Source organism: Algorimicrobium bowmanii (assembly GCF_054031195.1).
In genome coordinates, this window is sequence record NZ_CM132929.1 from 1,345,001 (window position 1) to 1,369,760 (window position 24,760).

Here is a 24,760-nt window from a genome sequence, read left to right on the forward strand (position 1 = left end):
CGGCGTGCCTTTTGCATAATGAGCCTACGAGTTACCGTTGCTAGCAAGGTTAAGGACTTCAGGTCCGGATCCGTAGCGAAAGCGAGTCTGAATAGGGCGCTTTAGTTAGTAGTGGTAGACGCGAAACCGTGTGATCTACCCATGGGCAGGTTGAAGCTGTAGTAACATACAGTGGAGGACCGAACCGGTTGACGTTGAAAAGTCTTCGGATGACCTGTGGGTAGGGGTGAAAGGCCAATCAAACTCGGAAATAGCTCGTACTCCCCGAAATGCATTTAGGTGCAGCGTTGATTTATAGTTTTATAGAGGTAGAGCTACTGATTGGATGCGGGGGCTTCACCGCCTACCAATTCCTGACAAACTCCGAATGCTATATAATGATAATCAGCAGTGAGGGCATGGGTGCTAAGGTCCATGTCCGAGAGGGAAAGAACCCAGACCATCAGCTAAGGTCCCCAAATATATGTTAAGTTGAAAAAACGAGGTTGAACTGCTTAGACAGCTAGGATGTTGGCTTGGAAGCAGCCATTCATTTAAAGAGTGCGTAACAGCTCACTAGTCGAGCGGTTCGGCATGGATAATAATCGGGCATAAACATATTACCGAAGCTATGGCATCGAAAGATGGGTAGGGGAGCATTGTAGTGTCGTCGAAGGTGAGTCGTGAGGCTTGCTGGAGAAGCTACAAAAGAAAATGTAGGCATAAGTAACGATAATGCGGGCGAGAAACCCGCACTCCGAAAGACTAAGGTTTCCTCAGCTATGCTAATCAGCTGAGGGTTAGTCGGGACCTAACGCGAACCCGAAAGGGGTAGTGGATGGCCAACAGGTTAATATTCCTGTACCTGCTCACACTAAAAGTGACGGAGGCGAAAAGTTGGTGCGTACTGACGGAATAGTACGTTGAAGGAAGTGGTAACACTCCGATAGTACACTAAAGCTACGGCTGCGGTGATAATCCAGCAAATCGACTTCCAAGAAAAGCGAGTGAAGCAGCCCGTACCCTAAACCGACACAGGTAGTTGGGATGAGAATTCTAAGGAGCTCGAGAGATTCATGGTTAAGGAACTAGGCAAAATGGACGCGTAACTTCGGGAGAAGCGTCGCCCATCTTCGGATGGGCCGCAGTGAAAGAGTCCAGGCGACTGTTTATCAAAAACACAGGGCTATGCTAAATTGAAAAATGACGTATATGGCCTGACACCTGCCCGGTGCTGGAAGGTTAAGTGGAGGGTTTAGCTTCGGCGAAGATCTGAAATGAAGCCCCAGTAAACGGCGGCCGTAACTATAACGGTCCTAAGGTAGCGAAATTCCTTGTCGGGTAAGTTCCGACCTGCACGAATGGTGCAACGATCTGGACACTGTCTCAACCATGAGCTCGGTGAAATTGTAGTATCGGTGAAGATGCCGATTACCCGCAGTGGGACGAAAAGACCCCGTGAACCTTTACTATAGCTTAGTATTGGCTTTGGATAAGTAATGTGTAGGATAGGTGGGAGACTTTGAAGCGGCGTCGCTAGGCGTTGTGGAGTCATTGTTGAAATACCACCCTTTGCTTATCTAGAGTCTAACCTTCATCTGAAGGGACAGTGCTTGGTGGGTAGTTTGACTGGGGTGGTCGCCTCCAAAAGAGTAACGGAGGCTTCTAAAGGTTCCCTCAGCACGCTTGGTAACCGTGCGTAGAGTGCAATGGCATAAGGGAGCTTGACTGAGAGACATACAGGTCGATCAGGTACGAAAGTAGAGCATAGTGATCCGGTGGTTCCGCATGGAAGGGCCATCGCTCAAAGGATAAAAGGTACTCCGGGGATAACAGGCTGATCTCCCCCAAGAGCTCACATCGACGGGGGGGTTTGGCACCTCGATGTCGGCTCGTCACATCCTGGGGCTGGAGAAGGTCCCAAGGGTTGGGCTGTTCGCCCATTAAAGTGGCACGCGAGCTGGGTTCAGAACGTCGTGAGACAGTTCGGTCTCTATCTACTGTGGGCGTTAGAAATTTGAGTGGATCTGACTCTAGTACGAGAGGACCGAGTTGGACAAACCTCTGGTGTATCTGTTGTTCCGCCAGGAGCATTGCAGAGTAGCTACGTTTGGAAGGGATAAGCGCTGAAAGCATATAAGCGCGAAACCCACCACAAGATGAGATTTCTTTAAAGGGTCGTGGGAGATGACCACGTTGATAGGCTATAGGTGTAAAGGCAGTAATGTCATAGCCGAGTAGTACTAATAACCCATAGGCTTATTGTACGCCTGTTTTTTTATAAACGTTTACAACACAATTCATGTAATTTTTTCAATATGTTAAAATATTTGTTCCATATATATGGGACGCTGAAGTAATATTATGTTACTGAAGCTATAACTTAAGGTGGTTATAGCGACGGGGCTCACCTCTTACCATTCCGAACAGAGTAGTTAAGCCCGTTAGCGCCGATGGTACTGCATCTCGTGGGAGAGTAGGTCGCCGCCTTTTTTAATCCTGATTCATTTATGAGTCAGGATTTTTTTTTGTCTTCTATTTAACAACCCCAATCCTTATAATAAGGACCAAAAAAAAGCGCATGATGCGCTTTTTACTTCTGGTTAATACAGTCTGTTAATCAAACATACTTTTCATTATTGTTTGCAGGCCTTTAAAAGCGAATACTATTGCTAATACTCCAATAACTAATCCTAGAATTAACAAGGCAAGGTATAAGGGTTTTTCTTGATTTGTAAAAGCAACATGTAATAAACTAGGACCTATAAACATACAAAGTAAGGAAATCCCCATTTTTTTTAAGCCTTTATATAGTATGTCTTTATTTGTTCGTTTTGTTTCTGGTTCCATCGGTATAATTTTCTATTGCTGTTCTAACATTTTTATGAGTAGTTAATAAAGCTTCTGCTTTAGCATACGTAAGATCTAAACTGGTCATGATCATTTTTATTCCGCGATCCTGTAATTTTGCATTGCTTAATTGCATGTCAACCATTTTATTGCCTTTAATATGACCAAGTTGTATCATGGTAGTAGTGGTAATCATATTTAAAACTAATTTTTGTGCAGTACCTGCTTTCATTCGTGAGCTTCCTGTAACAAATTCTGGACCTACAATAACTTCAATAGGATAGTTAGACACTTCTGATAATGGGCTATTTTTATTACAAGTAATACAACCAGTAATAATGTTATTTTCTTGACATTGTTTCAGTGCAGCAATAACATATGGTGTTGTTCCAGAAGCAGCAATACCAATAACGATATCTTTAGATGATATATTGAATGCTTCTAGATCTTTCCAACCTTGACTTAAAGAATCTTCTGCATTTTCAACAGCTTTTCTAATAGCAAGATCACCTCCAGCAATTAAACCTATAACTAAATCTTCAGGAACACCAAAAGTAGGTGGACATTCTGAGGCATCTAATATTCCTAATCGACCACTTGTACCTGCTCCCATATAGAATAGTCTACCGCCATCTTTAAGTTTTGATATAATTTGAGTTATTAATAGTTCTATTTGGTATTTAGCTTTAGATACGGCTATCGGTACGCTTTGATCTTCAGTATTAATATGGTTTAATACTTCTGATATAGACATCTGTTCTAGATGATTGTATTTGGAATCTTGTTCCGTAGTTTTTTCAAATTTCATAGTCTCAAAATTACGAAATATTATTTTTTTAAATTGAAAATGATTATTTCTGTTATGATAGCCCCCCAAAAAAAAACTCCTTATAATTAAGGAGCTTTTTTAAAGTTTGTTATTTAATATTATAAAGTATTTAAAATATTATTTAGCGTTTCACTTGGACGCATAACCGTACTTGTTAAATTATCATTTGGTTCATAGTAACCACCAATATTTACTTGTTTACCTTGAACACCATTTAATTCTTGAATAATGTTTTCTTCTTCTGCATTAAATAATAACGCTATTTTTTCAAATGCATTTTTCATATCGTTATCTTTTGTTTGCTTAGAAATTGCTTCTGCCCAATATTTTGCTAGATAAAAATGACTACCTCTGTTGTCTAATTCACCAACTTTTCTTGACGGAGATTGGTTATTGTCTAGTAACTTCTCAGTAGCTTCATCTAATGCTTCTGCTAATATTTTAGCTTTAGGGTTATTACTAACTTCTGATAAATGTTCTAAAGAAACAGCTAGTGCTAAAAATTCTCCTAGTGAATCCCAACGTAGGTGATTTTCTGTAATTAATTGTTCTACATGTTTTGGTGCAGAACCACCAGCTCCAGTTTCAAAAAGACCACCACCATTCATTAATGGAACAATGGATAACATTTTTGCAGATGTACCTAATTCTAAAATTGGAAATAAATCAGTTAAATAATCTCTTAATACGTTACCTGTAACTGATATTGTATCATTTCCTGCTTTAACACGTTCTAATGTAAAAAGCGTTGCTTTTATTGGAGATAAAATTCTAATATCAAGACCGTTTGTATCATGGTCTTTTAAGTATGTGTTAACTTTTTTGATTAATTCGTTATCATGTGCTCTTTCTTCATCTAGCCAAAAAACAGCTGGCGTTTGAGATGCTTTTGCACGATTTACAGCTAATTTAACCCAGTCTTGAATAGGAGCATCTTTAACTTGACACATTCTCCAAATATCTCCAGCTTCTACAGTATGTTCAATTAATGTGTTTCCTTCAGAATCTACAACTGAAACAGTACCATTAGTTTCAATTTCAAATGTTTTATCATGAGATCCGTATTCTTCAGCTTTTTGAGCCATTAAACCAACATTAGGAACAGTTCCCATAGTTGTTGGATCGAAAGCACCGTGTTCTTTACAGAAATCGATAGTTGCTGAATAAATACCTGCATAACTACTATCTGGTATAACAGCTTTTGTATCTTGTAGTTTCCCTTCTTCATTCCACATCTGACCAGAAGTACGAATCATTGCTGGCATAGAAGCATCAATAATAACATCACTAGGTACATGTAGGTTTGTAATACCTTTATCGCTATTTACCATAGCTAAATCTGGGCGGCTATTAAAAGTTGCCTCGATATCAGCTTCAATAGCTTGACGTTTGTCTTCCGGTAATTCAGAAAGATTTTTAATTAGATTACCGAAACCATTGTTAACATCAACACCTATTTTATTAAAGTCATCTTGATATTTTTCAAATACATCTTTAAAGAATACGCGAACAGCATGACCAAATATAATTGGATCACTTACTTTCATCATGGTTGCTTTCATATGTAATGAAAATAACACATTGTTAGCTTTAGCATCTTCAATTTCTGCTTCTAAAAAGCTTAAAAGAGCTTTTTTACTAAGTACGGTACCATCAATGATTTCACCTGTTAAAAGTGGAAAATCATTTTTTAAGATATTTGTATTTCCATTAGTATCAGTATGTATTATTTTGATACTTGTCGCTTTGTCTATAGTTACAGACTTTTCATTATGAGCAAAGTCTCCTGCACTCATGGTTGCAACGTTTGTTTTTGAATCTTTAGACCAAGCTCCCATAGAATGAGGGTGCTTTTTAGCAAAGTTTTTAACGGCTTTTGGTGCACGACGATCTGAATTACCTTCACGTAATACCGGGTTTACTGCACTTCCTTTAATTTTATCGTAACGATTTTTTATGTCTTTATCTTCATCCGTATTAACTTCTTCAGGATAGTTAGGTAATTTATAACCTTTATCTTGAAGCTCTTTAATAGCAGCATTTAATTGAGGTACAGATGCACTGATATTAGGTAATTTTATAATATTAGCTTCAGGTTGTTTTACTAAGTCACCTAAAATAGCTAATGCATCTTCGACACGTTGTTCTTCTGTTAAGAATTCTGGAAAAGCGGCTAATATTCTAGCTGCTAAAGAGATATCCTTTGTTTCTATAGTTACTCCAGATGGTTTTGCAAATGCTTTAACTATTGGTAAAAAAGATGCCGTTGCTAAAGCTGGTGCTTCGTCTGTTTTAGTATAAATTATTGTAGAAGAGTCTGTCATTTGAATATGATTTTAGTTGATATTATTGCAATTATTTAAGCATTGCAAATATAAGAAATTCTTATAGGAATATAGGTAGCTTATGCATATAGCTATTAAATAATACAGGAAACATTTCATAAATGTATAATTCGTAATTTTTAATGTAATTTTTTTAGAAATTTACATTTGTCAGGAAAGTTTCCTTCTTAAAATATGCATTAATTAGGTTGAAATTTACTGTTTTAGGTATTTGTTATTTAATTATCAGGTTATAACTTTTTAATAAGCCCAAAACATTTTCCTTAGAAAACATAGCTGATTTTAAATTTACTGTCTCTGGTTGAATACTAATGTTCTTAGCACTTGTGAAATCTGTATGAGAGAGATTTGAATTCGTAAATACAGCATCTTTTAAATTGCAATTTATAAATTTACTATGTGATAGATTTGCATTTGAAAAATCAGTTTGTTTACAGTTACAATCTTTAAATAGCGTGTTTTTTAATTTTAAGTTATTAAAATTGGATAAATCTAAAGAACAGTTATTAAAATCAAATGCTAGTAGAAATGGATTACAATTACCGAACTGTACCCCTAAAATTTTACAGTTTGTAAACACGACATCTTTAAATGTGGTATTTTTAGCTACAACAGCTGTTAAATTACATTCTATAAATTCACAGTCAATGAATGTTATGTTTGATATATTTGCATTTAAAAAATTACAATGACTAAAGGTACAACTGTCATATTCTGCCTGTTGCAGATATTCGTCTTCAAAATCTGTTTTACTGTATTGTTTGTCTAATATAAGAGGTAAGTTCATAACTCGCGTATATATAGTCGTGTAAATTTAAACATTTAAATTTGTTTAAAACAAAAGCCATATCATATTAGGTTTAAACCTAGTTTGACATGGCTTTCTTTTTGAAATAGTTTTTAAGAATTACAGTAACCCTTGGTTGTATGTTGTAGTAAATAATCTACAAACTGTAATTAAGTTAGACTACTTCAAAAAATATGAAACATAAATAAGCAATTTTTAAATAAAATACGCATTGCTTAAATGTTTCAATTTATTGTTTTTCTGGAACAATGTTTTAGGATCAATTGTTATTTAAATCCATTGTTACTTGTAAAGCGTTTATCTTAAAATATACAATTCGCTCTAGACTTTAACTTACGCATCACTGTTTACTTGTGCCGTAATAATTATTAAAGCCATTTAGTTTAAAAGCTATTTTTAATTAGGTAATGAACTTTAAACTTAGAAAAACAATAACTAAATAATGAACGTTTTTTAATTATATAGCTAATATACGTATGTTTTTAGATATTTTAACTATATGTAACTATTTAGTTTTAAACATGTTATAAACTTTTGTTGTTAACAATTGTTCATAAAAAAAGCCCTGTAAAAACAGGGCTTTTGAACGTTATTAACAAGTATTAACGTTTCATGCTTTCTTTAATTCTAGCTTTCTTACCAGTTAAGCCTCTAAAGTAGTAGATACGTGCACGACGTACTTTACCACGCTTATTAACTTCAACTTTCTGTAAAGCTGGCATATTAATTGGGAAAATACGTTCTACACCAACTGTTCCTGACATTTTTCTAATAGTAAATGTTTCAGAAGTACCTGTTCCTCTTTTTTGAATAACAACACCTCTAAAGAACTGTGTACGAACTTTTTCACCTTCTCTAATTTCGTAATAAACTGTAATTGTGTCTCCAGCGCTAAACTCTGGAAAATCCTTTTTTGTTACAAACTCTTCTTGTACAAACTTGATTAAAGATTCCATATCTTTTAATTTTTTCATAATTAATTCAAAACAACATACACGATTTTCGCCAGAGGTTAACTCGAAATTGGCTGCAAATATAACTAAATAAAAAGACTCTGCAATTAATAGATTGACTTTTTAAATTGTATTGTTATAAAAATTAGTCATCTAATAAATCGGGCCTACGGGTCTTGGTACGTTCTAAAGCTTGATCTTCTCGCCATTTTTCAATTTTCGGGAAATTACCACTAAATAATAGCTCAGGCACTTTCCAACCTTTATACTCCCTTGGTCTTGTATAGATAGGAGGAGCAAGTAGATTATCTTGAAAAGAATCTGTTAATGCTGAAGTTTCATTACCTAATACACCAGGTATTAATCGAATGATAGTATCACATAAAACGGCTGCACCAAGTTCACCTCCAGAGAGCACATAGTCTCCAATAGATATTTCTCGTGTTATAAAATGATCACGAACACGTTGATCAACACCCTTATAATGTCCACATAAAATGATAATATTTCCTTTTAAAGATAAGTGATTTGCTATGCCTTGGTTTAAAGTCTCTCCATCTGGAGTCATATATATAACTTCGTCATAGGTACGCTCAGCCTGTAGTTTGCTAATACATTTATCGATAGGTTCTATCATCATTACCATACCTGCACCACCACCAAATTGATAATCATCTATAGTTTTATAGTTGTCTGTGGTATAGTCGCGTAAATTATGAAAATGGACTTCTACCAAATTGGCATCAATAGCCCGTTTTAAAATAGACGCTTCAAAAGGACTTTTTAATAATTCGGGTAAGACCGTAATAATATCAATACGCATAATTTGATTTTTGAACTGCAAATATAACTGAAAATCTTACTCGGAATTTAATTTTCCTTGATAAGTTAAATATGTAATTACTTCGTTAATGGCAAAAAAAAATCTACAAGACCATTAGGTTTGTAGATTTTTAAACTTGTTCGGGAAAACATTTAATTAATTCCTTTTTGTTTATTGAGTTCGTCTTGTAGTTGGCGTCTTACTTTCTGTTCACGCTCTAAAGCTGTTCTGCGGTGTTCTTCAAATTCGTTTTCGGTTTCCGATAATGTTTTTCTAGCTTCTTTAGTAATAGCATTACTCGTTTTATATTTATAAATAAACAAAATTAATAAGGCTAGTAGTAAAGCTACAATAGACCACATTAATACATTATAATTTGGTTTCGTCATTTGTAAACCAAATAACTCCATGTTATTTTTCTCTTCTGTTGTTTGGTCTAGAGTTTTTTGTGTGGTTTCTAATTTGTTTTTTAAGCTTGTAATTTCATTGTTTTGATTAGATATAGTGCCATTGGCTGTTGCTATTTTTGTGTGAACAGCCTGAAGCGAATCTAACGTATGAGATTTAAGTGTATTCAACCAATTCTTTTTAACAACTTTATAATCCTGGTAATTGTTAGAACGTTTAATTACATAATCAAATTGATTGTCTATAGTACCCGAATCTAAGGATAAATTATCGGTATTATCAGGTGTGTTTTGTGCCGTTAAAGTAGCTGAAATCGCTAGTAATAAAAGCAGTACAAGTTTTTTTAGGCTATTCATTTATAAGGTGTAATAATTATAGTTTTTTGCGAAAATAAGAAAATATGTTTAGTATAAATCACAATAATTTAAAAGCTGTTTTTTACAGAAGCTCTTTTATATACGGACCGTATTCTTATTTAGATGTTTTTCATTTCTACATTTAAAAAAAAATCTCGTTTTATAGAAAACGAGATTTTTTATGTAAAAATATGTAACTACTAATAATACGTATAACGTCTTACTTTAGCGATATATTTTGCTAATCGGATTACCTGATGGCTGTATCCGTATTCATTGTCATACCATATATATATAATGGCATTTTTACCATCTTGACGAACAATAGTAGCTTTACTATCAAATATTGATGGAGCAGAGCTTCCTACAATATCACTTGAAACTAATTCGTCACTTAATTCATATTTAATTTGCTCTACTAAATTACCTTCTAAAGCATATTTTTTAAGTGTTGCATTTAGCGCTTCAATAGATGTTTCTTTTTCTAAATCTAAATTTAAGATTGCTAAGGATCCGTTTGGTACTGGTACACGAATAGCGTTAGAAGTTAATTTACCTTCTAAGCTAGGTAACGCTTTAGATACGGCACTACCTGCACCTGTTTCCGTAATAACCATATTTAATGCTGCAGCACGGCCACGACGGTATTTTTTATGGAAATTATCTACTAAATTTTGATCGTTTGTATAAGCATGTATTGTTTCTAAATGTCCGCTTTTTACACCTAAAGTGTCTTCAATAGCTTTTAGAACAGGAGTAATTGCATTTGTTGTACAAGAAGCAGCTGAAAAGATATCAACTTGGTCAGGATTATGCTCTGTATGGTTAACACCGTGAACAATATTAGGAACACCTTTACCTGGAGCTGTAAGTAGAACTTTAGAAGCACCTTTTGAAACTAAGTGTCTTTTTAAGGCTTCATCATCTCTAAAAGCACCGGTGTTATCAATAATTAAGGCGTCGTTGATACTATATTTCGTGTAATCAATATCTTCAGGGGCATTTGCAGAAATAATATTAACCGTTGTACCATTAATTATTAATGCGCTATTTTCTACATCTGTAACTACAGTTCCTGAAAAATCACCATGAACAGAATCATTACGTAATAAAGAGGCTCTTTTTTCTAAAACAGTTTCGTTTATGGCGCCACGAGTTACAATAGCTCTTAAACGTAATTGGCTACCTTTTCCTGTTTTAGTCATTAATTCACGAGCTACTAAACGACCAATACGACCAAATCCGTATAAAACAACATCTTTAGGTTTGATGTTATTTTCTTTTTTGGCATCCTGAAGTTTGTGAGCTACAAAAGCTAATGCGTTACTGAAGTTTTTCTCTTCTAAGTGGTACTCAAAAGTTAGTTTTCCTATATCTAATTTTGCTGGCGGTAAGTCTAACGTTTTAATTGCTTGTGCAATTTCAACTGAATCAAAAATAGAGATAGGTTTTTGCACAAATTCGCCGGCATATTCGTGTAAATTTAAAATTTCACTGACGTTGCGGTCAATTAACTGATTTCTAAATAACACAAGCTCGATAGATTTATCGTACCATAGATCGCTAATAATTTTAATAAATTCTACCGTAGCTCTACGTCTATCGGCTTGAAAAGCTAATTCGCTTTCATAAGTTTCGTTAAAACTCATTTGTAATAATTTTAGTGTGTTGTTAATTTTTGTTTATCCAAGCTTTGTTGGAGCTTAAATCTGAGTGCAAAAGTAGTATATTTCAAACGTTTTCGTAATGTTTTTTTAAATAAAAAAGTCCCTTTTATAATTTATTAGTAAAAGGGACTTTTTTGGTTTGCAGTTGGTTACCTAAAAATAAAACTTTGCTTTTGCCCACGACGGTTTATGACACTTATTTTTTCAATTTTATTTTTAAAATCTTCACCATATTTATTTTTTAATTTTGAAATATCTTCGATAGTGGTAATCGGAACATCATTAATATCGGTTATTATGTAACCTTTATTAAGTCCAATTTTTTGATATAACCAATAGTTATCACTTTTTGTAACTAGAACACCGTGTTCAATATCGTATTCATCTTTAATGTTGTCTGATATATTTTTTACTTGAATATCTAAGAATTCAGTAGTTAAAATTTCCGGTTTTGATAACGTTACAGCTATGGTTTGTTCAGAATTATTTCTTGATAAAGTAACATTTACAACATCATTAGGGCGTTTGGTGTTTAAGTACCCTGTTAAGTCGGCAAATTTTGAAATTTTCACATTATCTATTTGAGTGATAATATCGCCTTTTTCAATCCCTGCTTTTTCAGCTCCAGATTTTGCTTCAACAGAACCTACGTAAAAACCTTCTGTAAACGGAATTTCTAATTCTTGAGAAGTTAATCCATTTAAGCTAATTCCGCTGACACCTAAAATACCGTTTTGAACATTTCCAAACTCCATAATGTCTTCAACAACTTTCCGCGCTATATTACTAGGTACAGCAAAAGAGTATCCAATATAAGAACCTGTTTGAGAGCTAATGGCAGTATTTATTCCAATTAAATCGCCATTTTTATCTACCAAGGCACCACCTGAGTTTCCTGGGTTTACGGCAGCATCTGTTTGAATAAAGGATTGGTAATTCTGACCCGAAAGGTCACGAGATTTTGCGGAAATAATACCAGCAGTAACTGTTGAAGTTAAATTAAACGGATTACCAACTGCTAAAACCCATTCACCAATTTTTGCCGTATCGGAATCTCCAAAAGTCATAAATGGTAAATCTTCATCGGCATCTATTTTAAGTAGCGCAATATCTGTTTTTGGATCTGTTCCGATTAATTGGGCTTCATAAATTTTATTATCATTAGTTGTAATTGAAATTTCATTGGCATTAGATATAACGTGGTTATTAGTAATTATATAACCATCTTTATTAATAATTACACCACTACCTGTTCCTACTTGTGCTTGCTGTGAACGGCGGCCATAAAAGAAATCTTCTAAGGTACTTGGAGTACTTACAACAGCTGTGTTTTTTACATGAACCACCGCATGAACACTTTTATCTGCAGCCTCCACAAAACTTGGAATTTCATTAGAACCAGTAAGGTTTGTGGTTTTTATGCTCGTTGGAAAATATGATGACTGACTAACGGGCCTTTCGGTAGTAATAGCCATTTCTGGTTCTAAATATAGTTTGTAGGCAGACAATGTTAAAACACCACCTAATACGGAAACAAATACGAGACTTAAAATTCTTTTCATAATCTATGTTTGTTTTAATTAAAATTTAATAACGATTAAAATTAAATCATTATTGAATTTCAAAAGAAAGTTTAACTTTTTTTAACGCATATTTTAACGCCTAATTAACATAGAAAAATACCATCTATTATTGCTATATTTGCGCAGCTATGACATGTACATTTTATAAATATCAAGGAACTGGAAACGATTTTGTTATGATTGACAATCGCCAGCAAATTTTTAATAAAAAGAATACGAAACTTATTAAAAGGCTTTGCGATAGGCGTTTTGGTATAGGCGCAGATGGATTAATCCTCCTAGAAAACCATGAATCGTTAGATTTTAGAATGGTTTATTATAACGCTGACGGGAACGAAAGTACCATGTGTGGTAATGGCGGTCGTTGTTTAGTTGCTTTTGCTAATTTTTTAGGAATTGTTGATACTAGCGCTGAATTTATGGCGGTAGATGGTAAACATCGTGCGATAATTACACCGGATTATATTAAGTTAGAAATGCAAGAGGTTTCTGAATTAGAAATTTTAGACACACATACTTTTTTAAATACAGGATCACCACATCATGTGCAAATAGAAACGAATTTGAAAACCATGGATGTAAAAGGATTGGGGACTAAAATTCGTTACGGTTCGCCCTATAATCAGGCTGGTACCAATGTTAATTTTGTTACTAAAAATTCAGATAGTAATTTTTCTGTTCGCACCTATGAACGCGGTGTGGAAGATGAAACATTATCTTGCGGAACAGGAGTAACTGCTGTAGCTATAGCTATGTATGCTACTGGTAAAACCGATAAAAATTTAATAGCGCTTCAAACGGAAGGTGGTGAATTACAGGTTTCTTTTGATGTTAATGCAGATACTTATACAAATATCTGGCTTATTGGTCCTGCTAAACAGGTTTTTAAAGGTGAAGTTTTATGCTAACATTACAGGGTAAGCAGTGTTATTTAAGAGCTTTAGAACCTGAGGATCTAGACTTTATTTATACCATTGAAAATGACGAATCTATTTGGGAGTTAAGTAGCACACAAACTCCTTATTCTAGATATTTAATTAAACAATATTTAGAAAATGCTCACAAAGATATATATGAGGTTAAGCAATTGCGTTTAATGATTGTTAATACAGATCATGAATGTATAGGGCTTATAGATATTTTTGATTGTGATTTTAAAAATAAACGTGCCGGTGTTGGTATTTTGATATATAACAAATCTGATAGATCACAAGGTTATGGGCGTGAGGCTTTGCAGTTACTTATAACATATACTCAAAGCTATTTAAATCTTCATCAGTTATATTGTAATATTTCAGAAGAAAATAATGCTAGCTTAAAATTATTTGAAGGTGAAGGCTTTACTAACATTGGATTAAAAAAAGATTGGAACTATGTAAACGGTTCTTTTAAAAATGAATATTTATTACAACGAATTTTAAATTAAATGTATATAAAAAAAATACTTTGGGCAGTTGCCTTAATCGGTTTATTAGTAGCAGGATACTTAGCATATTTTGTGTATAATGCTATGTTTTCTAGTAACACAGCTTTTAATAATGAAGAAGCCTATATTTATGTGTCTTCGGATGCAAATTATAATGATGTTCGAGAACAATTGGAGCCTTTGTTAAAAGATATGTCAACTTTTGATGCGTTGGCAACACAAAAAAAATATACAACCAATATTAAAGCTGGTAGATTTGCTATTAAGAAAGGAATGAATAATAACGATATTATCAATTCTATTCGCAGTAAGAATTTGCCTTTTAATTTATCGTTTAATAATCAACAATCTTTAGAAGATTTGGCGGGACGTGTTAGTAGCCAAATTGAAGCGGATAGTTTGTCTTTAATTACAGCTATGCGTGATGCTGATTTTTTGAATAAAAACAATTTTACTGATGCTACAGCTTTGGGTATGTATTTACCAAATAGCTATGAGTTTTTCTGGAACACATCGGCAACACAATTTCGTGATCGTATGCTAAAAGAATACAACCGATTTTGGACTGCTACTAGATTAGAGAAAGCTAAAGCTTTAAATTTAACTGAAAATGACGTTATGACTTTAGCGTCTATAGTTTATGAAGAATCCAAGCAAGCAGATGAGCAACCTCGAGTAGCAGGGGTTTATATTAATAGATTACGTATAAAGATGCCTTTACAAGCAGATCCAACTTTAAAATTTGCTGCTTATCAATTACCGGAATATCAAAACACAGTTATTAAACGGGTGTTAAATAAGCATAAAACAATTGATTCGCCTTACAATACTTATATGTATGCTGGTTTACCACCAGGTTTGGTTGCAATGCCAGATATATCAGCTATTGATGCCGTTTTAAACTATGAACAGCATAGTTATCTATATTTTGCTGCTGATGCTAAACGTTTAGGCTATCATAAGTTTGCTAAAACACTTAGACAGCATAATGCCAACGCTCGTGAATACCACGCTTATTTATCTAAACAAGGTATTTATAAATAAAATTTGAAACAGTTTTATATTCATATTGTTTTAGGGATTGTATGTTTTACGAGTTGGGGACAATCAAGTATTAATAGATTTCTTGAACCCAGTGATACCTTAAATATATCACGACGTAATACGGTAATTGGCTCAGAAACAATTATAGGTTCCGCTTCATTATTAGCATTAAATCAGTTATGGTATGCTGATTATCCTCGATCTGATTTTCATACATTAGATGATACGAGTCAGTGGTTGCAAATGGATAAATTAGGACATGTTTACTCGGCGTACCAATTAGGTAGGCAAGGGGCAAATGTTCTAAAATGGAGTGGTGTTAGCGAGAAAAATCAATTGTTATATGGAGGAACATTAGGTTTTACATTCTTAACAGCTGTAGAAATTTTTGATGGTTTTTCAGAAGAGTGGGGGTTTTCATGGGGTGATATGGGTGCAAATGCTACTGGAACAGCACTTTTTATAGGTCAAGAATTACTTTGGAAAGAGCAACGGATAACTCTAAAATATTCATTTCATAGAACACAATATGCATCCCAACGTCCAGAAGTTTTAGGAAATGGATTCTCAGAGGAATTTTTAAAAGATTATAACGGACAAACATATTGGCTTAGTTTAAACCTACATGCTTTTTTTGATGAAAGTAAATTACCTACTTGGTTAAACTTAGCTTTAGGCTATGGTGCTGATGGAATGCTATCTGGTTCTAATGAAACAACAGATTTGTCAATAAGTAATCAAAACCGGGTAAGACAGTTTTATTTGAGTTTAGATGTTGATCTTTCTCGTATAAAAACAAAGTCACATGTATTGAAAACTGTTTTTGAAATTTTCAATACTATTAAGGTGCCATTTCCTGCTGTAGAGTTTAATACTGACACCGGTTTTAAACTTCATGGTATTTACTTCTAAATTAACACTTAATCTATTAATTTTCAGATATTAAAAAAAAGTTGTATATTTGCACGCTGAAATTTTACACCCATAACCTTAAGGTGAAAAGTGTATGAAATTCAAAAATTATGAGAAAGAGTATCTTAAATTATCTAGTGCTAGTACTTATAATATGTGTTTTAGTGTTTAGTTCTTTTATTTCAAATAAGACTATAACTGAAACTGATTATTCGAAGAATGATTTAGCAGTTAATACTGTAGAAACTACAGATGCTAAATTAGATCATTTTTTACCATTGCAGAAAACGTATAAGCCGTATTCTCCAAAATTGGGTAAATCCTTTGTAGGATTTAAAGAAGCTTTAGGTTTTAAAGAATCAAGAGGAGATTATTTTACAGTGAATACTTTTGGCTATTTAGGTAAATACCAGTTTGGTAAAGAAACCTTAAAGTTAATTGGTATTCATAACCCTGTTTACTTTCTTAATAATCCGGAGCTACAAGAAAAGGCCTTTTTAGCTAATGCAGAGCGTAATAAATGGATTTTAAGAAAAGATATCAAGCGTTTTGATGGTAAAACTATTAATGGAATCCGTATTACGGAATCTGGAATTTTGGCTGCAGCACACTTAGCAGGCCCTGGAAACGTAAAAAAATACCTAAGGAGTTATGGTGAACAAGGTTTTACAGATGCTTATGGTACATCTATACAGTATTATATAAAGAAATTTTCAGGCTATGATACATCAGATGTCGAGCCTAATAGAAAAGCAAAAGTGAAGCTTACAGCTTAAATTCTAGCTTTTATGAATAATAAATATTGCAGGTCTTTTATGAAGGTCTGCATTATTTTTTTGCCATTCTTTTGCTGTACGTGTTTTTATAAACTCGGTAGGTAAGGTGATATCACAAGCAACACATACATCTGTTTCTGGGTGTAATACTTTGCATATATCTGCAAGCATTGCATTGTTTCTATACGGTGTTTCTATAAATAATTGCGATTGGTTTTGTTGGTAAGATAAACGTTCTAAGCGTTGTAATTCTGCTTTTCGTTCCTGCTTATCAATGGGAAGGTAGCCATTAAAAGCAAAACTTTGCCCATTCATTCCTGACCCCATGACAGCCATAATAATTGATGATGGTCCAACTAGAGGAACAACTTGAATGTTTTTTTGATGAGCAATTTTAACAACATCTGCTCCCGGATCCGCCACAGCAGGACATCCTGCTTCCGATAATAAACCTATATTTTTTCCTTCCAAACAAGGGGTTAAAAAATCGGGTAACTCGGTGTAATCGGTAAACTTATTTAATAAAAACAACTTTAAACTTGGCTGTTTTTTTTCAGGGGATATTTGTTTTATAAACCGTCTTGCTGTTTTTTCATTCTCAACAATAAAAATATCTATACTGTCTATAGTGTTCTTAACGGTTATAGGTAAAACATTTAAGGGATTGGTATCTCCTAATGTTGTTGGTATTAAATATAATTTTCCTTTGGACGTTTGCATGAGTTTGAAAAGCGTTTATTTATAAGAATCGGAATATAGCCTTTAATTTTAATTGCTAATATTGAGCGTCGTTTTTTTGTGTATAAACGAAATGATACAGTAAATTAAAGTTGTTTCTTTAATTTACTAGCCAATATAGAGCAGGCTTCATCTAGCATTTTATATGTATTATCAAAGCCTTGAATCCCTCCGGTATAAGGATCTGGAACACTGTGGTTTTGATTGGGGTAAATTTCGTTTAAAATATAATGTACTTTAGCAATATCAGTTGCATTTCTGGCTAATTTGATGACGTTTTCAAAATTGGAATTATCCATGACATAGATGGCATCAAATGTATCAAAATCGGAAACCTTAAACTGTCTGCCACGCTGTGAAGTTATATCTAGCCCATATTTATTGGCAATTTTTATTGAGCGAGGATCTGGTTTATCACCTACATGATAATTACCCGTTCCTGCAGAATCCACAAAAAATCTAGAATCTGGTAATTTGGATTTTAAGAGACCTTCCGCAAGTGGCGATCGACATATATTACCCAAACATACCATGAGGATTTTAGTTACTTGTGTATCCTGCATAGGGTGTAATTTATAAGTTTAAACAGATAGTTTTTTAGTTAAGTCCTCTACATATTTTTTAAACTGTTTGTCTGTAGAAGATAGGTTGTCAACGGTTTTACAAGCATGAAGTACCGTTGCATGATCACGTTTACCTATTTGTGAACCAATACTTGCTAAAGACGCTTTGGTATATTTTTTAGCAAAAAACATAGCTAATTGTCTGGCTTGAACGATATGTCGTTTACGTGTTTTAGACTGAAGTGTATCTATATCCATTTGGAAATAATCAGATACAATTTTCTGTATATAATCTATAGAAACTTCACGCTTCGTATTTTTAACAAACTTCTCAACAACTTGTTTTGCTAAATCGGCTGTGATTTCCTTTTTATTGAATGATGATTGTGCTATTAATGAAATGATAGCACCTTCCAACTCTCTAATGTTAGATTTGATATGCTTAGCAACATACTCAATTATTTCCTCAGGCATATCAACACCATCACGATATAATTTGTTGCGTAGTATAGAAACACGAGTTTCAAAATCAGGACTTTGTAATTCTGCTGATAATCCCCATTTAAAACGAGATAACAAACGTTGTTCAATATCTTGCATGTCCACCGGAGCTTTGTCACTAGTTAAAATAACTTGCTTACCGTTTTGGTGTAGGTGATTAAAAATATGGAAGAATACATCCTGAGTTCCAGACTTTCCTGATAAGAACTGAACATCATCAATGATTAACACATCTATAATTTGATAGAAATGAATAAAATCTATACGATTATTCTTCTTTACAGCATCAATATATTGTTGGGTGAATTTTTCAGCTGAAATATATAAAACTGTTTTTTCAGGATATTTGTCTTTAATATCAACTCCAATAGCGTGGGCTAAGTGTGTTTTACCTAAACCAACACCTCCAAAAATTAATAATGGATTAAAAGATGTGCCTCCTGGTTTGGCAGCTACAGCTAAACCGGCACTTCTAGCCAAACGGTTTGAGTCTCCTTCTAAGAAATTTTCGAAACTATAATTTGGGTTTAATTGCGATTCTATCTTAACATTTCTAATACCCGGAATAACAAAAGGGTTGCGTAATTCGCGATTTTTGTTGTTTAATGGAATGTCAACATCTTGAGCTTTTACAGCAGACCTATTAGCACTTGGAATACGTTCTGTAAATGGTTGTTTATTACCGTAAGTGTTTTCCATTTTAATAATGTACACTAATTTGGCATTTTCACCCAATTGTTTGGTTAATGCTACTTTTAAAATTTTAACATAGTGTTCCTCTAGCCATTCGTAAAAAAACTTACTTGGTACTTGAATACTAAGTGCGTTATCAGTGAATTTTACTGCGACTATAGGTTCAAACCATGTTTTATATGCTTGCGGTTGTATATTATCTTTTATGAATTCTAGACAATTTCCCCATACCGTTTGCGCAGTTACACTCATTATAAAAATTAAAATTTACTTGTTAGTAGTTGAAAAGGAAATGGAATTCCCTTATTGATCTTTAGCTTGGCAAATATGTGAACAAAAATCTTAAAAAAAAAATGTATCTCTATTGAATATTAAGATATTTTTTCGCATGTTTATTACATTGTCTAAACTACAAAAAAATAATCAGATATGGCGTTCTTTTTTGATGAAATACCTATAAGAGTTCGGTATGGTGAAACCGACCAAATGGGAGTGGTACACCATGGTAATTACGCATTATACTTGGAAATGGGGCGTACAGAGTGGTTGCGTAAAATGGGAATGTCCTATAATGAAATGGAAAAAAGTGGTGTTATGCTGCCTGTAATCTCATTAAGCTTAAAATTTAAGAAGTCAGCACTTTATGACGAGGTTATAAAAGTGAAAACGCAACTTAAAAAAGAACCGGCTGTTAAAATTGAATTTGATTATGAAATAACCAATTCTAAAGGTGATATTTTAGTAACCGCTAATACAGTTTTAGCTTTTATTGATATGAATACTAAGCGGCCTATGAAATGCCCGGACTATATATTAAAGAAAATCATGTCGTTTAATCAAGTTCCTTAATATTTACTTCATAAATAGAATTGAATTTTTGCATGATTTGTTCGCTTTCTTTAAGGCGAACAGAAATTGTAATTTTGCAATCTAATTCTAATGTTTGATTAACGATATTTAAGTTATTCTCTTTAATAACGCGCATGACTTTGTTCATGTTTTTATAATCAAACTGAATTAAGTATTGCTTGTTAATGGTTTTAGTTACAATATGAGATGCTTCTAAGGCTAATTGGGCAGATGCCTTATAAGCACTAATTAAACCGCCAACACCTAACTTAACTCCTCCAAAGTAACGAACTACAATAATCAGCACATTGGTAACGTCAAAGGATTGTATTTGTCCGTATATGGGCATTCCTGCCGAATTGTTAGGTTCACCATCATCATTTGCTCTAAATTGAATATGTGGCTCTTTAGTTCCTATTTGATAAGCATAGCACCAATGTCTGGCAGAATGATGTTGCTTTTTAATGGAATCTAGGTGAGATTTCACATCATCTTCATCTTTTATAGGAAACGCATAGCCAAAAAATTTGCTATTTTTTTCTTTTAAAAGCGTTTCTTCCGATGCTGCTGTAATAGTTTTATAGGTGTCTTTAAGAGTCATTATGGATGTAAAATACCAATGATATAAAAAAACGCCCAATCATTAAAATTATGATGGACGTTTTTTACTAAACTTAAAAGGTTGCTTATTTTATAATCACCTTTTTAAAGCTTGTTGTGTTTGTATTTGTGTTTATAAGTTTTACTATGTAGATACCAGAAGATAGACTACGACTATCAATTGATGCATTAGTTACTTGTAATGTGGATATAAACTTGCCTGTTAAGGTGTAAAATTGCGCTGTATTAAACGTGGTGTTCGATTTAATATTTATCACGTCGGATGCAGGAATAGGGTATAAACTAACTTCCTGTTTTTTTTGCTGCACTGTATCTGTATGAAGGGTTTCATTTATTATTTCATACGTAATATGTAAAACAGGAGGGTTTCCTTCATCAGCGGAATCTGCACGACGTCTTTCATTATCTAGGTCTAAATATTCATCCGTAGCTTCAATTTTTACAACTATTGCATTGTTAACTTCCCATTGGTCATGAGAAATAACCGTGTTTATATCTGTAGATAAATCTAAAGAACGTTCCTCTTCACCATTTGAATTATTGTCCCAACGGTCTGGTGTCCATAGTTGTGGTGTAAGGTAAGTTCTAGAAGTTACGTTGTTTAAATTATCGTTTATCGTTTCTGGATTTGGATTGTTTTCAACAGCTATTAATAAATCAAGTGGTTCGCTATCTGTTGCATCGGCGGTAAATTGAATATATGCACTGGTTATTGTAGCGCCTTTAGGTATAATAACGTTTCCAAACTCAATACCTATTACTTGGTTTCCGGCTACATAACTAGCATCGTACACAAATTCTAAATCTGAACTTGATAATTCCATACTACCATCACTTTGTTGTTCAGCATCAACAGAGGCGTTTATAGCTAGGCTAGTGGTATACTCGCCTATGAAAAGTGTTATTGTTTTCGTGTTTTTTCCTCCTTGATCATCTTGAGTGGTAACTTTTAATTCATGTACACCGTTGCTAAGTGTTTCAGATATAGCGTAAGGTGCTGTTGTAATTAGACCAATAGAAATATCATCTACAAAAAATTCTACATGTTCTATGCTACCATCTGTATCTGTAGCATTGGCAGTAAATGAAATGTTATTTCCGTTTTCAATATAAGCAAAGTCTTCATGAGAAGAAATTTCAACTACAGGATATTCGTTCGGTGATTCGGTGTACTCTACACGTAGCACCGCAGCGTTACCTTCTTCTACTGAATCTGCACGTCTATTTTCATTAAGTAGGTTTAAATATTCTGCTGTGGCTTCAATTTTTACAACAATACTATTGCCATTTGACCAAGAGGATTTCGCTACCACTGTTTGTATAGCATTTGTAATGTCAGATGTGCGTTCTGCTTCACCACTAGCATCGTTGCTCCACGCATCTGGTGACCATAAAACACTATTTAAATAGGATCTTGATGTAACATCATGAGATGAGTTTGTTAAAGGCAATGCATTTCCGGTGTCTTCTACAGAAACTAATAAATCTATGTCGTCGCTATCAGAAGCGTCTGCTGTAAACTGAATATAAGCATTGGTAATGGTTGCACCTTCCGGGATTGTTACATTACTAAATTCAATACCTATTGCTTGGTTTGATCCGCCGTCATATACAAATTCTAAATCGGAACTTGTTAGGTCTATACTTCCGTCTGCAGCTTCTTCAGAATCTTGACTTGCAGAAATAGCCGCAATATGCGTAACAATATTATTTGTAATAACTACAGTATCTCCATTTGCAGGATTCCATACGGCTGTGTTTTCAGGAAGGACACCAGCTATTTCGTTATTAGAATTTTCACCAACAGATTCTGCATTATCTACCATAATGGTTTTTACAGTAATTTCAGTTGTTGTTACGGTAATCCATTTAAACTGATTAAATGAACCAGAATCCCTTGTCCAAGCTTTATTGTCGTCAGCTGTTCTTAATGGAGCGCCCCAACAGCCTTCGCCTACATAAACAGTTCCGTTTTCATTATCTATTTCAAAACCTTCATCGCAATTAGCGCTGCCATCACAAGGTTTTACTGGGTAAGTAGTTTTTACATCATGAGAATCAGATTCATAAACCAGATCTACACCAAAATCATAAAATAATTGTGACCAGTTATTGTATTCATCATTTCCTTCGGATTTAGAACCCACGTGTGGACGCATTGGCTTATGGTATTGTGCAGACTTCCAAATAGCATTTTCAGTATTCAATTTGTCTTGTAGCCATAGTGATTGATTTCCTCCGGCTGTTATTTCAGAATTTAAGGTATATATGGTGTAAAGGTTATTCCCGAAAGTAATGTCGTAATAGACATCTTCCGATGGTGTGTCAAATAAATTATAGATACTTTGGTTGGAATCCTCATGGTTTCCACGAGCAGGAATTACAGGAATCATCCTTCCGTCAGAAGAGGTAGTTAATTGCCAGTGGTTTAACCATTCAATCCATTCGGAGCCGCTATCTCCACTAGTCATATCACCACCAAAAAAGACAGCAGTCGGTTTTAATTTAGAAACTAATAGGTTAGCATTTTGGCGTGGCACAATATTATTTCTTGAATCGCCCCCAGCAATAAATGACATTGGTATATTGGTGTCAGGAGCTGTTTTAAACCAAAAACGATTACTTGTACCTTCGGAATCGTTAATTACAAAATAGTATGCAGTATTAGGTGTTAGTCCGGTTAATTTTACAAAGTTGTTGTTCATAGATTTATAATCTACAACGCGTTCTACAGCTTTGTTAAATGGATAGTTATTAAAGTTTACGCCAAAATCGGTAGTACCATAATATACAACTGGATTTGAGCCAGAAGTTTGATCCCATCCAATGGTAATTGTTGTTGCGGGATTGTCCGTGATTACCAGACGATAACGATCATTGTTAGCGTGTGATAGTATTGATGTTACGCATAGTAAAATCAATAATGTAATTTTTTTCATTGCTATTAATTTTTAGAATTTGAGCCGAAAATAGAATGGTTTTTATAAATAACTACTAGGCTTTTTTATTGATAACTTTAACTTAAAAGGCATAACTTTTAAGTAGGATTTCGGTAATGAATAGTTAATGATTAAGTAATATGTCTTGGGGTGTTCTTAAAGTATATTTGAGGTCTTACTTTTGTATTATGATGACTAAAAAGAATATTCTGTTTTTATTGAAATTAACCTGTTTTTGTGTGTTTATAGGTCGTGCTTATGAACATATATTTTGGGACGCACCATTCAGATCCTTGCTTTGGGATCAAAAACTATTAAGTCCTATTGTAGAAGGTGTTTTTAATACCAGTTGGAAGGATTATGTTACCAGTTCATTTGCTGATAGTACGATTCAGAATATTATGAAAATAAATGGAGTGTTTTATGCTATTTGTGCAATAGTGAGTTTATTGATACAAGAGCATTCCAAAAAAGTGTTTAAAATTATCTTATTTATTGGAGGTGTATTTTTGTTTCTTTTAGCATTGCTACTTACCAAGAGTAAATTTTATCATATAAGTATGTTTTTTGAGCATAGCATACAATTTGGGGCACCATTTGTATTATTGTATTTATTAAAAGTTAAGTTGGATATTTCCAAAATAATCATGCCGTTAAAAATAATCACAGCTTTAGCTTTTGTAAGTCATGGTGTGTATGCAATAGGAGCCGTATATCCTTTACCTGGTAATTTTGTAACAATGACATTGAATATTTTACCAGTCACTGAAGACCTAGCTAAAACACTTCTTTTTGTAGCGGGTATATTAGATTTTATAGCTGCTATTTTAATTTTTGTACCAAAAGTGTCACGTGTAGCTTTGTTGTATGCGGCCTTTTGGGGTTTAGTAACAGCTTTCGCGAGAATTTTAAGTGGATTTACTTATGATGTTTCGTTTTTAACCTTGCATCAGTATTTGTTTGCAACAGTGTATAGAATTCCTCATGGTTTAATCCCTTTTATATGTTTTGTGATTCTAGCAAGTAAAGGGAGTAAAAAAATAATTCAAACACCAAAGCCTATTGGAGATTACAAGTCGGCAGTAGTTTCTTAGTTT

The 24,760-nt window shown here is 33.8% G+C and carries 21 protein-coding genes and 2 rRNA genes (1 of these 23 only partly in view); 9 read left to right on the plus strand and 14 right to left on the minus strand.

Features of this window, described 5'->3' with window-relative positions; translation table 11 throughout:
- Window positions 1-2,246: ribosomal RNA gene (locus ACW5R3_RS05910) — 23S ribosomal RNA — on the plus strand (it extends 579 nt beyond the left edge of the window).
- Between the two features lie 117 nt (window positions 2,247-2,363).
- A 5S ribosomal RNA gene (rrf, locus tag ACW5R3_RS05915) occupies window positions 2,364-2,472 on the plus strand.
- Between the two features lie 123 nt (window positions 2,473-2,595).
- On the opposite strand, the gene ACW5R3_RS05920 is transcribed toward rrf, so the two are convergent.
- The 9 genes from ACW5R3_RS05920 to ACW5R3_RS05960 all read right to left on the minus strand — a co-directional run bounded on the left by ACW5R3_RS05920 (window position 2,596) and on the right by ACW5R3_RS05960 (window position 12,580).
- Window positions 2,596-2,829, minus strand: coding sequence for a DUF6095 family protein (locus ACW5R3_RS05920; protein WP_456578482.1), 234 nt, complete (start codon window positions 2,827-2,829; stop codon window positions 2,596-2,598).
- Window positions 2,801-3,637, minus strand: coding sequence for an N-acetylmuramic acid 6-phosphate etherase (gene murQ / locus ACW5R3_RS05925; RefSeq protein ID WP_456578672.1), 837 nt, complete (start codon window positions 3,635-3,637; stop codon window positions 2,801-2,803). The genes ACW5R3_RS05920 and murQ overlap by 29 nt, the downstream gene beginning before the upstream one ends.
- Window positions 3,638-3,756: 119 nt before the next feature.
- Window positions 3,757-5,982 carry an NADP-dependent isocitrate dehydrogenase gene (locus tag ACW5R3_RS05930; RefSeq protein ID WP_456578673.1) on the minus strand — a complete coding sequence of 742 codons (2,226 nt, stop codon included), beginning with the start codon at window positions 5,980-5,982 and terminating at the stop codon, window positions 3,757-3,759.
- 235 nt (window positions 5,983-6,217) lie between these two features.
- Window positions 6,218-6,790, minus strand: a complete 573-nt coding sequence (locus tag ACW5R3_RS05935) for a pentapeptide repeat-containing protein (protein WP_456578674.1) — start codon at window positions 6,788-6,790, stop codon at window positions 6,218-6,220.
- 623 nt (window positions 6,791-7,413) lie between these two features.
- Entirely contained in the window at window positions 7,414-7,767 is a 354-nt protein-coding gene (gene rplS, locus ACW5R3_RS05940; RefSeq protein ID WP_456578813.1) for a 50S ribosomal protein L19, read from the minus strand.
- 142 nt (window positions 7,768-7,909) lie between these two features.
- Window positions 7,910-8,587 (minus strand): tRNA (guanosine(37)-N1)-methyltransferase TrmD, encoded by a 678-nt coding sequence (gene trmD, locus ACW5R3_RS05945; RefSeq protein WP_456578675.1) that lies wholly within the window; start codon window positions 8,585-8,587, stop codon window positions 7,910-7,912.
- A 152-nt stretch (window positions 8,588-8,739) separates the two neighbouring features.
- Window positions 8,740-9,351 carry a tRNA (guanine-N1)-methyltransferase gene (locus tag ACW5R3_RS05950; protein WP_456578676.1) on the minus strand — a complete coding sequence of 204 codons (612 nt, stop codon included), beginning with the start codon at window positions 9,349-9,351 and terminating at the stop codon, window positions 8,740-8,742.
- A 200-nt stretch (window positions 9,352-9,551) separates the two neighbouring features.
- Window positions 9,552-11,000: a glyceraldehyde-3-phosphate dehydrogenase gene (locus tag ACW5R3_RS05955; protein ID WP_456578677.1), complete on the minus strand. Its 1,449-nt coding sequence runs from the start codon at window positions 10,998-11,000 to the stop codon at window positions 9,552-9,554.
- A 167-nt stretch (window positions 11,001-11,167) separates the two neighbouring features.
- On the minus strand, window positions 11,168-12,580 hold the full coding sequence (locus ACW5R3_RS05960) for a trypsin-like peptidase domain-containing protein (RefSeq protein ID WP_456578678.1): 1,413 nt from the start codon (window positions 12,578-12,580) through the stop codon (window positions 11,168-11,170).
- Between the two features lie 149 nt (window positions 12,581-12,729).
- Between ACW5R3_RS05960 and dapF the strand changes: the two genes are divergently transcribed.
- From dapF to ACW5R3_RS05985, 5 genes are all read left to right on the plus strand, one after another.
- Window positions 12,730-13,509: a diaminopimelate epimerase gene (dapF, locus tag ACW5R3_RS05965; RefSeq protein ID WP_456578679.1), complete on the plus strand. Its 780-nt coding sequence runs from the start codon at window positions 12,730-12,732 to the stop codon at window positions 13,507-13,509.
- Complete coding sequence (locus tag ACW5R3_RS05970) at window positions 13,503-14,027, plus strand: GNAT family N-acetyltransferase (protein ID WP_456578680.1); 525 nt, start codon at window positions 13,503-13,505, stop codon at window positions 14,025-14,027. The genes dapF and ACW5R3_RS05970 overlap by 7 nt, the downstream gene beginning before the upstream one ends.
- Window positions 14,028-15,071 (plus strand): endolytic transglycosylase MltG, encoded by a 1,044-nt coding sequence (gene mltG, locus ACW5R3_RS05975; protein WP_456578681.1) that lies wholly within the window; start codon window positions 14,028-14,030, stop codon window positions 15,069-15,071.
- Between the two features lie 3 nt (window positions 15,072-15,074).
- Window positions 15,075-15,983 carry a DUF2279 domain-containing protein gene (locus tag ACW5R3_RS05980; protein WP_456578682.1) on the plus strand — a complete coding sequence of 303 codons (909 nt, stop codon included), beginning with the start codon at window positions 15,075-15,077 and terminating at the stop codon, window positions 15,981-15,983.
- A gap of 110 nt (window positions 15,984-16,093) precedes the next feature.
- Window positions 16,094-16,759: a peptidoglycan-binding protein LysM gene (locus ACW5R3_RS05985; protein WP_456578683.1), complete on the plus strand. Its 666-nt coding sequence runs from the start codon at window positions 16,094-16,096 to the stop codon at window positions 16,757-16,759.
- A 3-nt stretch (window positions 16,760-16,762) separates the two neighbouring features.
- On the opposite strand, the gene ACW5R3_RS05990 is transcribed toward ACW5R3_RS05985, so the two are convergent.
- From ACW5R3_RS05990 to dnaA, 3 genes are all read right to left on the minus strand, one after another.
- Window positions 16,763-17,479: an SAM-dependent methyltransferase gene (locus ACW5R3_RS05990; protein WP_456578684.1), complete on the minus strand. Its 717-nt coding sequence runs from the start codon at window positions 17,477-17,479 to the stop codon at window positions 16,763-16,765.
- 104 nt (window positions 17,480-17,583) lie between these two features.
- Complete coding sequence (locus ACW5R3_RS05995; protein ID WP_456578685.1) at window positions 17,584-18,060, minus strand: low molecular weight protein-tyrosine-phosphatase; 477 nt, start codon at window positions 18,058-18,060, stop codon at window positions 17,584-17,586.
- Window positions 18,061-18,078: 18 nt separating this feature from the next.
- Window positions 18,079-19,506: a chromosomal replication initiator protein DnaA gene (gene dnaA / locus ACW5R3_RS06000; RefSeq protein WP_456578686.1), complete on the minus strand. Its 1,428-nt coding sequence runs from the start codon at window positions 19,504-19,506 to the stop codon at window positions 18,079-18,081.
- Between the two features lie 177 nt (window positions 19,507-19,683).
- Here dnaA and ACW5R3_RS06005 point away from each other — a divergent pair, with 177 nt between their 5' ends.
- Window positions 19,684-20,103 carry an acyl-CoA thioesterase gene (locus tag ACW5R3_RS06005; RefSeq protein WP_456578687.1) on the plus strand — a complete coding sequence of 140 codons (420 nt, stop codon included), beginning with the start codon at window positions 19,684-19,686 and terminating at the stop codon, window positions 20,101-20,103.
- Here ACW5R3_RS06005 and ACW5R3_RS06010 read toward each other — a convergent pair.
- Together ACW5R3_RS06010 and ACW5R3_RS06015 are read right to left on the minus strand one after the other, a co-directional pair.
- The gene (locus ACW5R3_RS06010; RefSeq protein WP_456578814.1) at window positions 20,087-20,704 is read right to left on the minus strand and encodes an IMPACT family protein; all 618 of its coding nucleotides are present in this window, start codon (window positions 20,702-20,704) and stop codon (window positions 20,087-20,089) included. The genes ACW5R3_RS06005 and ACW5R3_RS06010 overlap by 17 nt on opposite strands.
- 85 nt (window positions 20,705-20,789) lie before the next feature.
- Window positions 20,790-23,663 (minus strand): fibronectin type III domain-containing protein, encoded by a 2,874-nt coding sequence (locus ACW5R3_RS06015; protein ID WP_456578688.1) that lies wholly within the window; start codon window positions 23,661-23,663, stop codon window positions 20,790-20,792.
- 188 nt (window positions 23,664-23,851) lie between these two features.
- Between ACW5R3_RS06015 and ACW5R3_RS06020 the strand changes: the two genes are divergently transcribed.
- Window positions 23,852-24,757 (plus strand): hypothetical protein, encoded by a 906-nt coding sequence (locus tag ACW5R3_RS06020; RefSeq protein WP_456578689.1) that lies wholly within the window; start codon window positions 23,852-23,854, stop codon window positions 24,755-24,757.
- The last annotated feature ends 3 nt before the right edge of the window (window positions 24,758-24,760 follow it).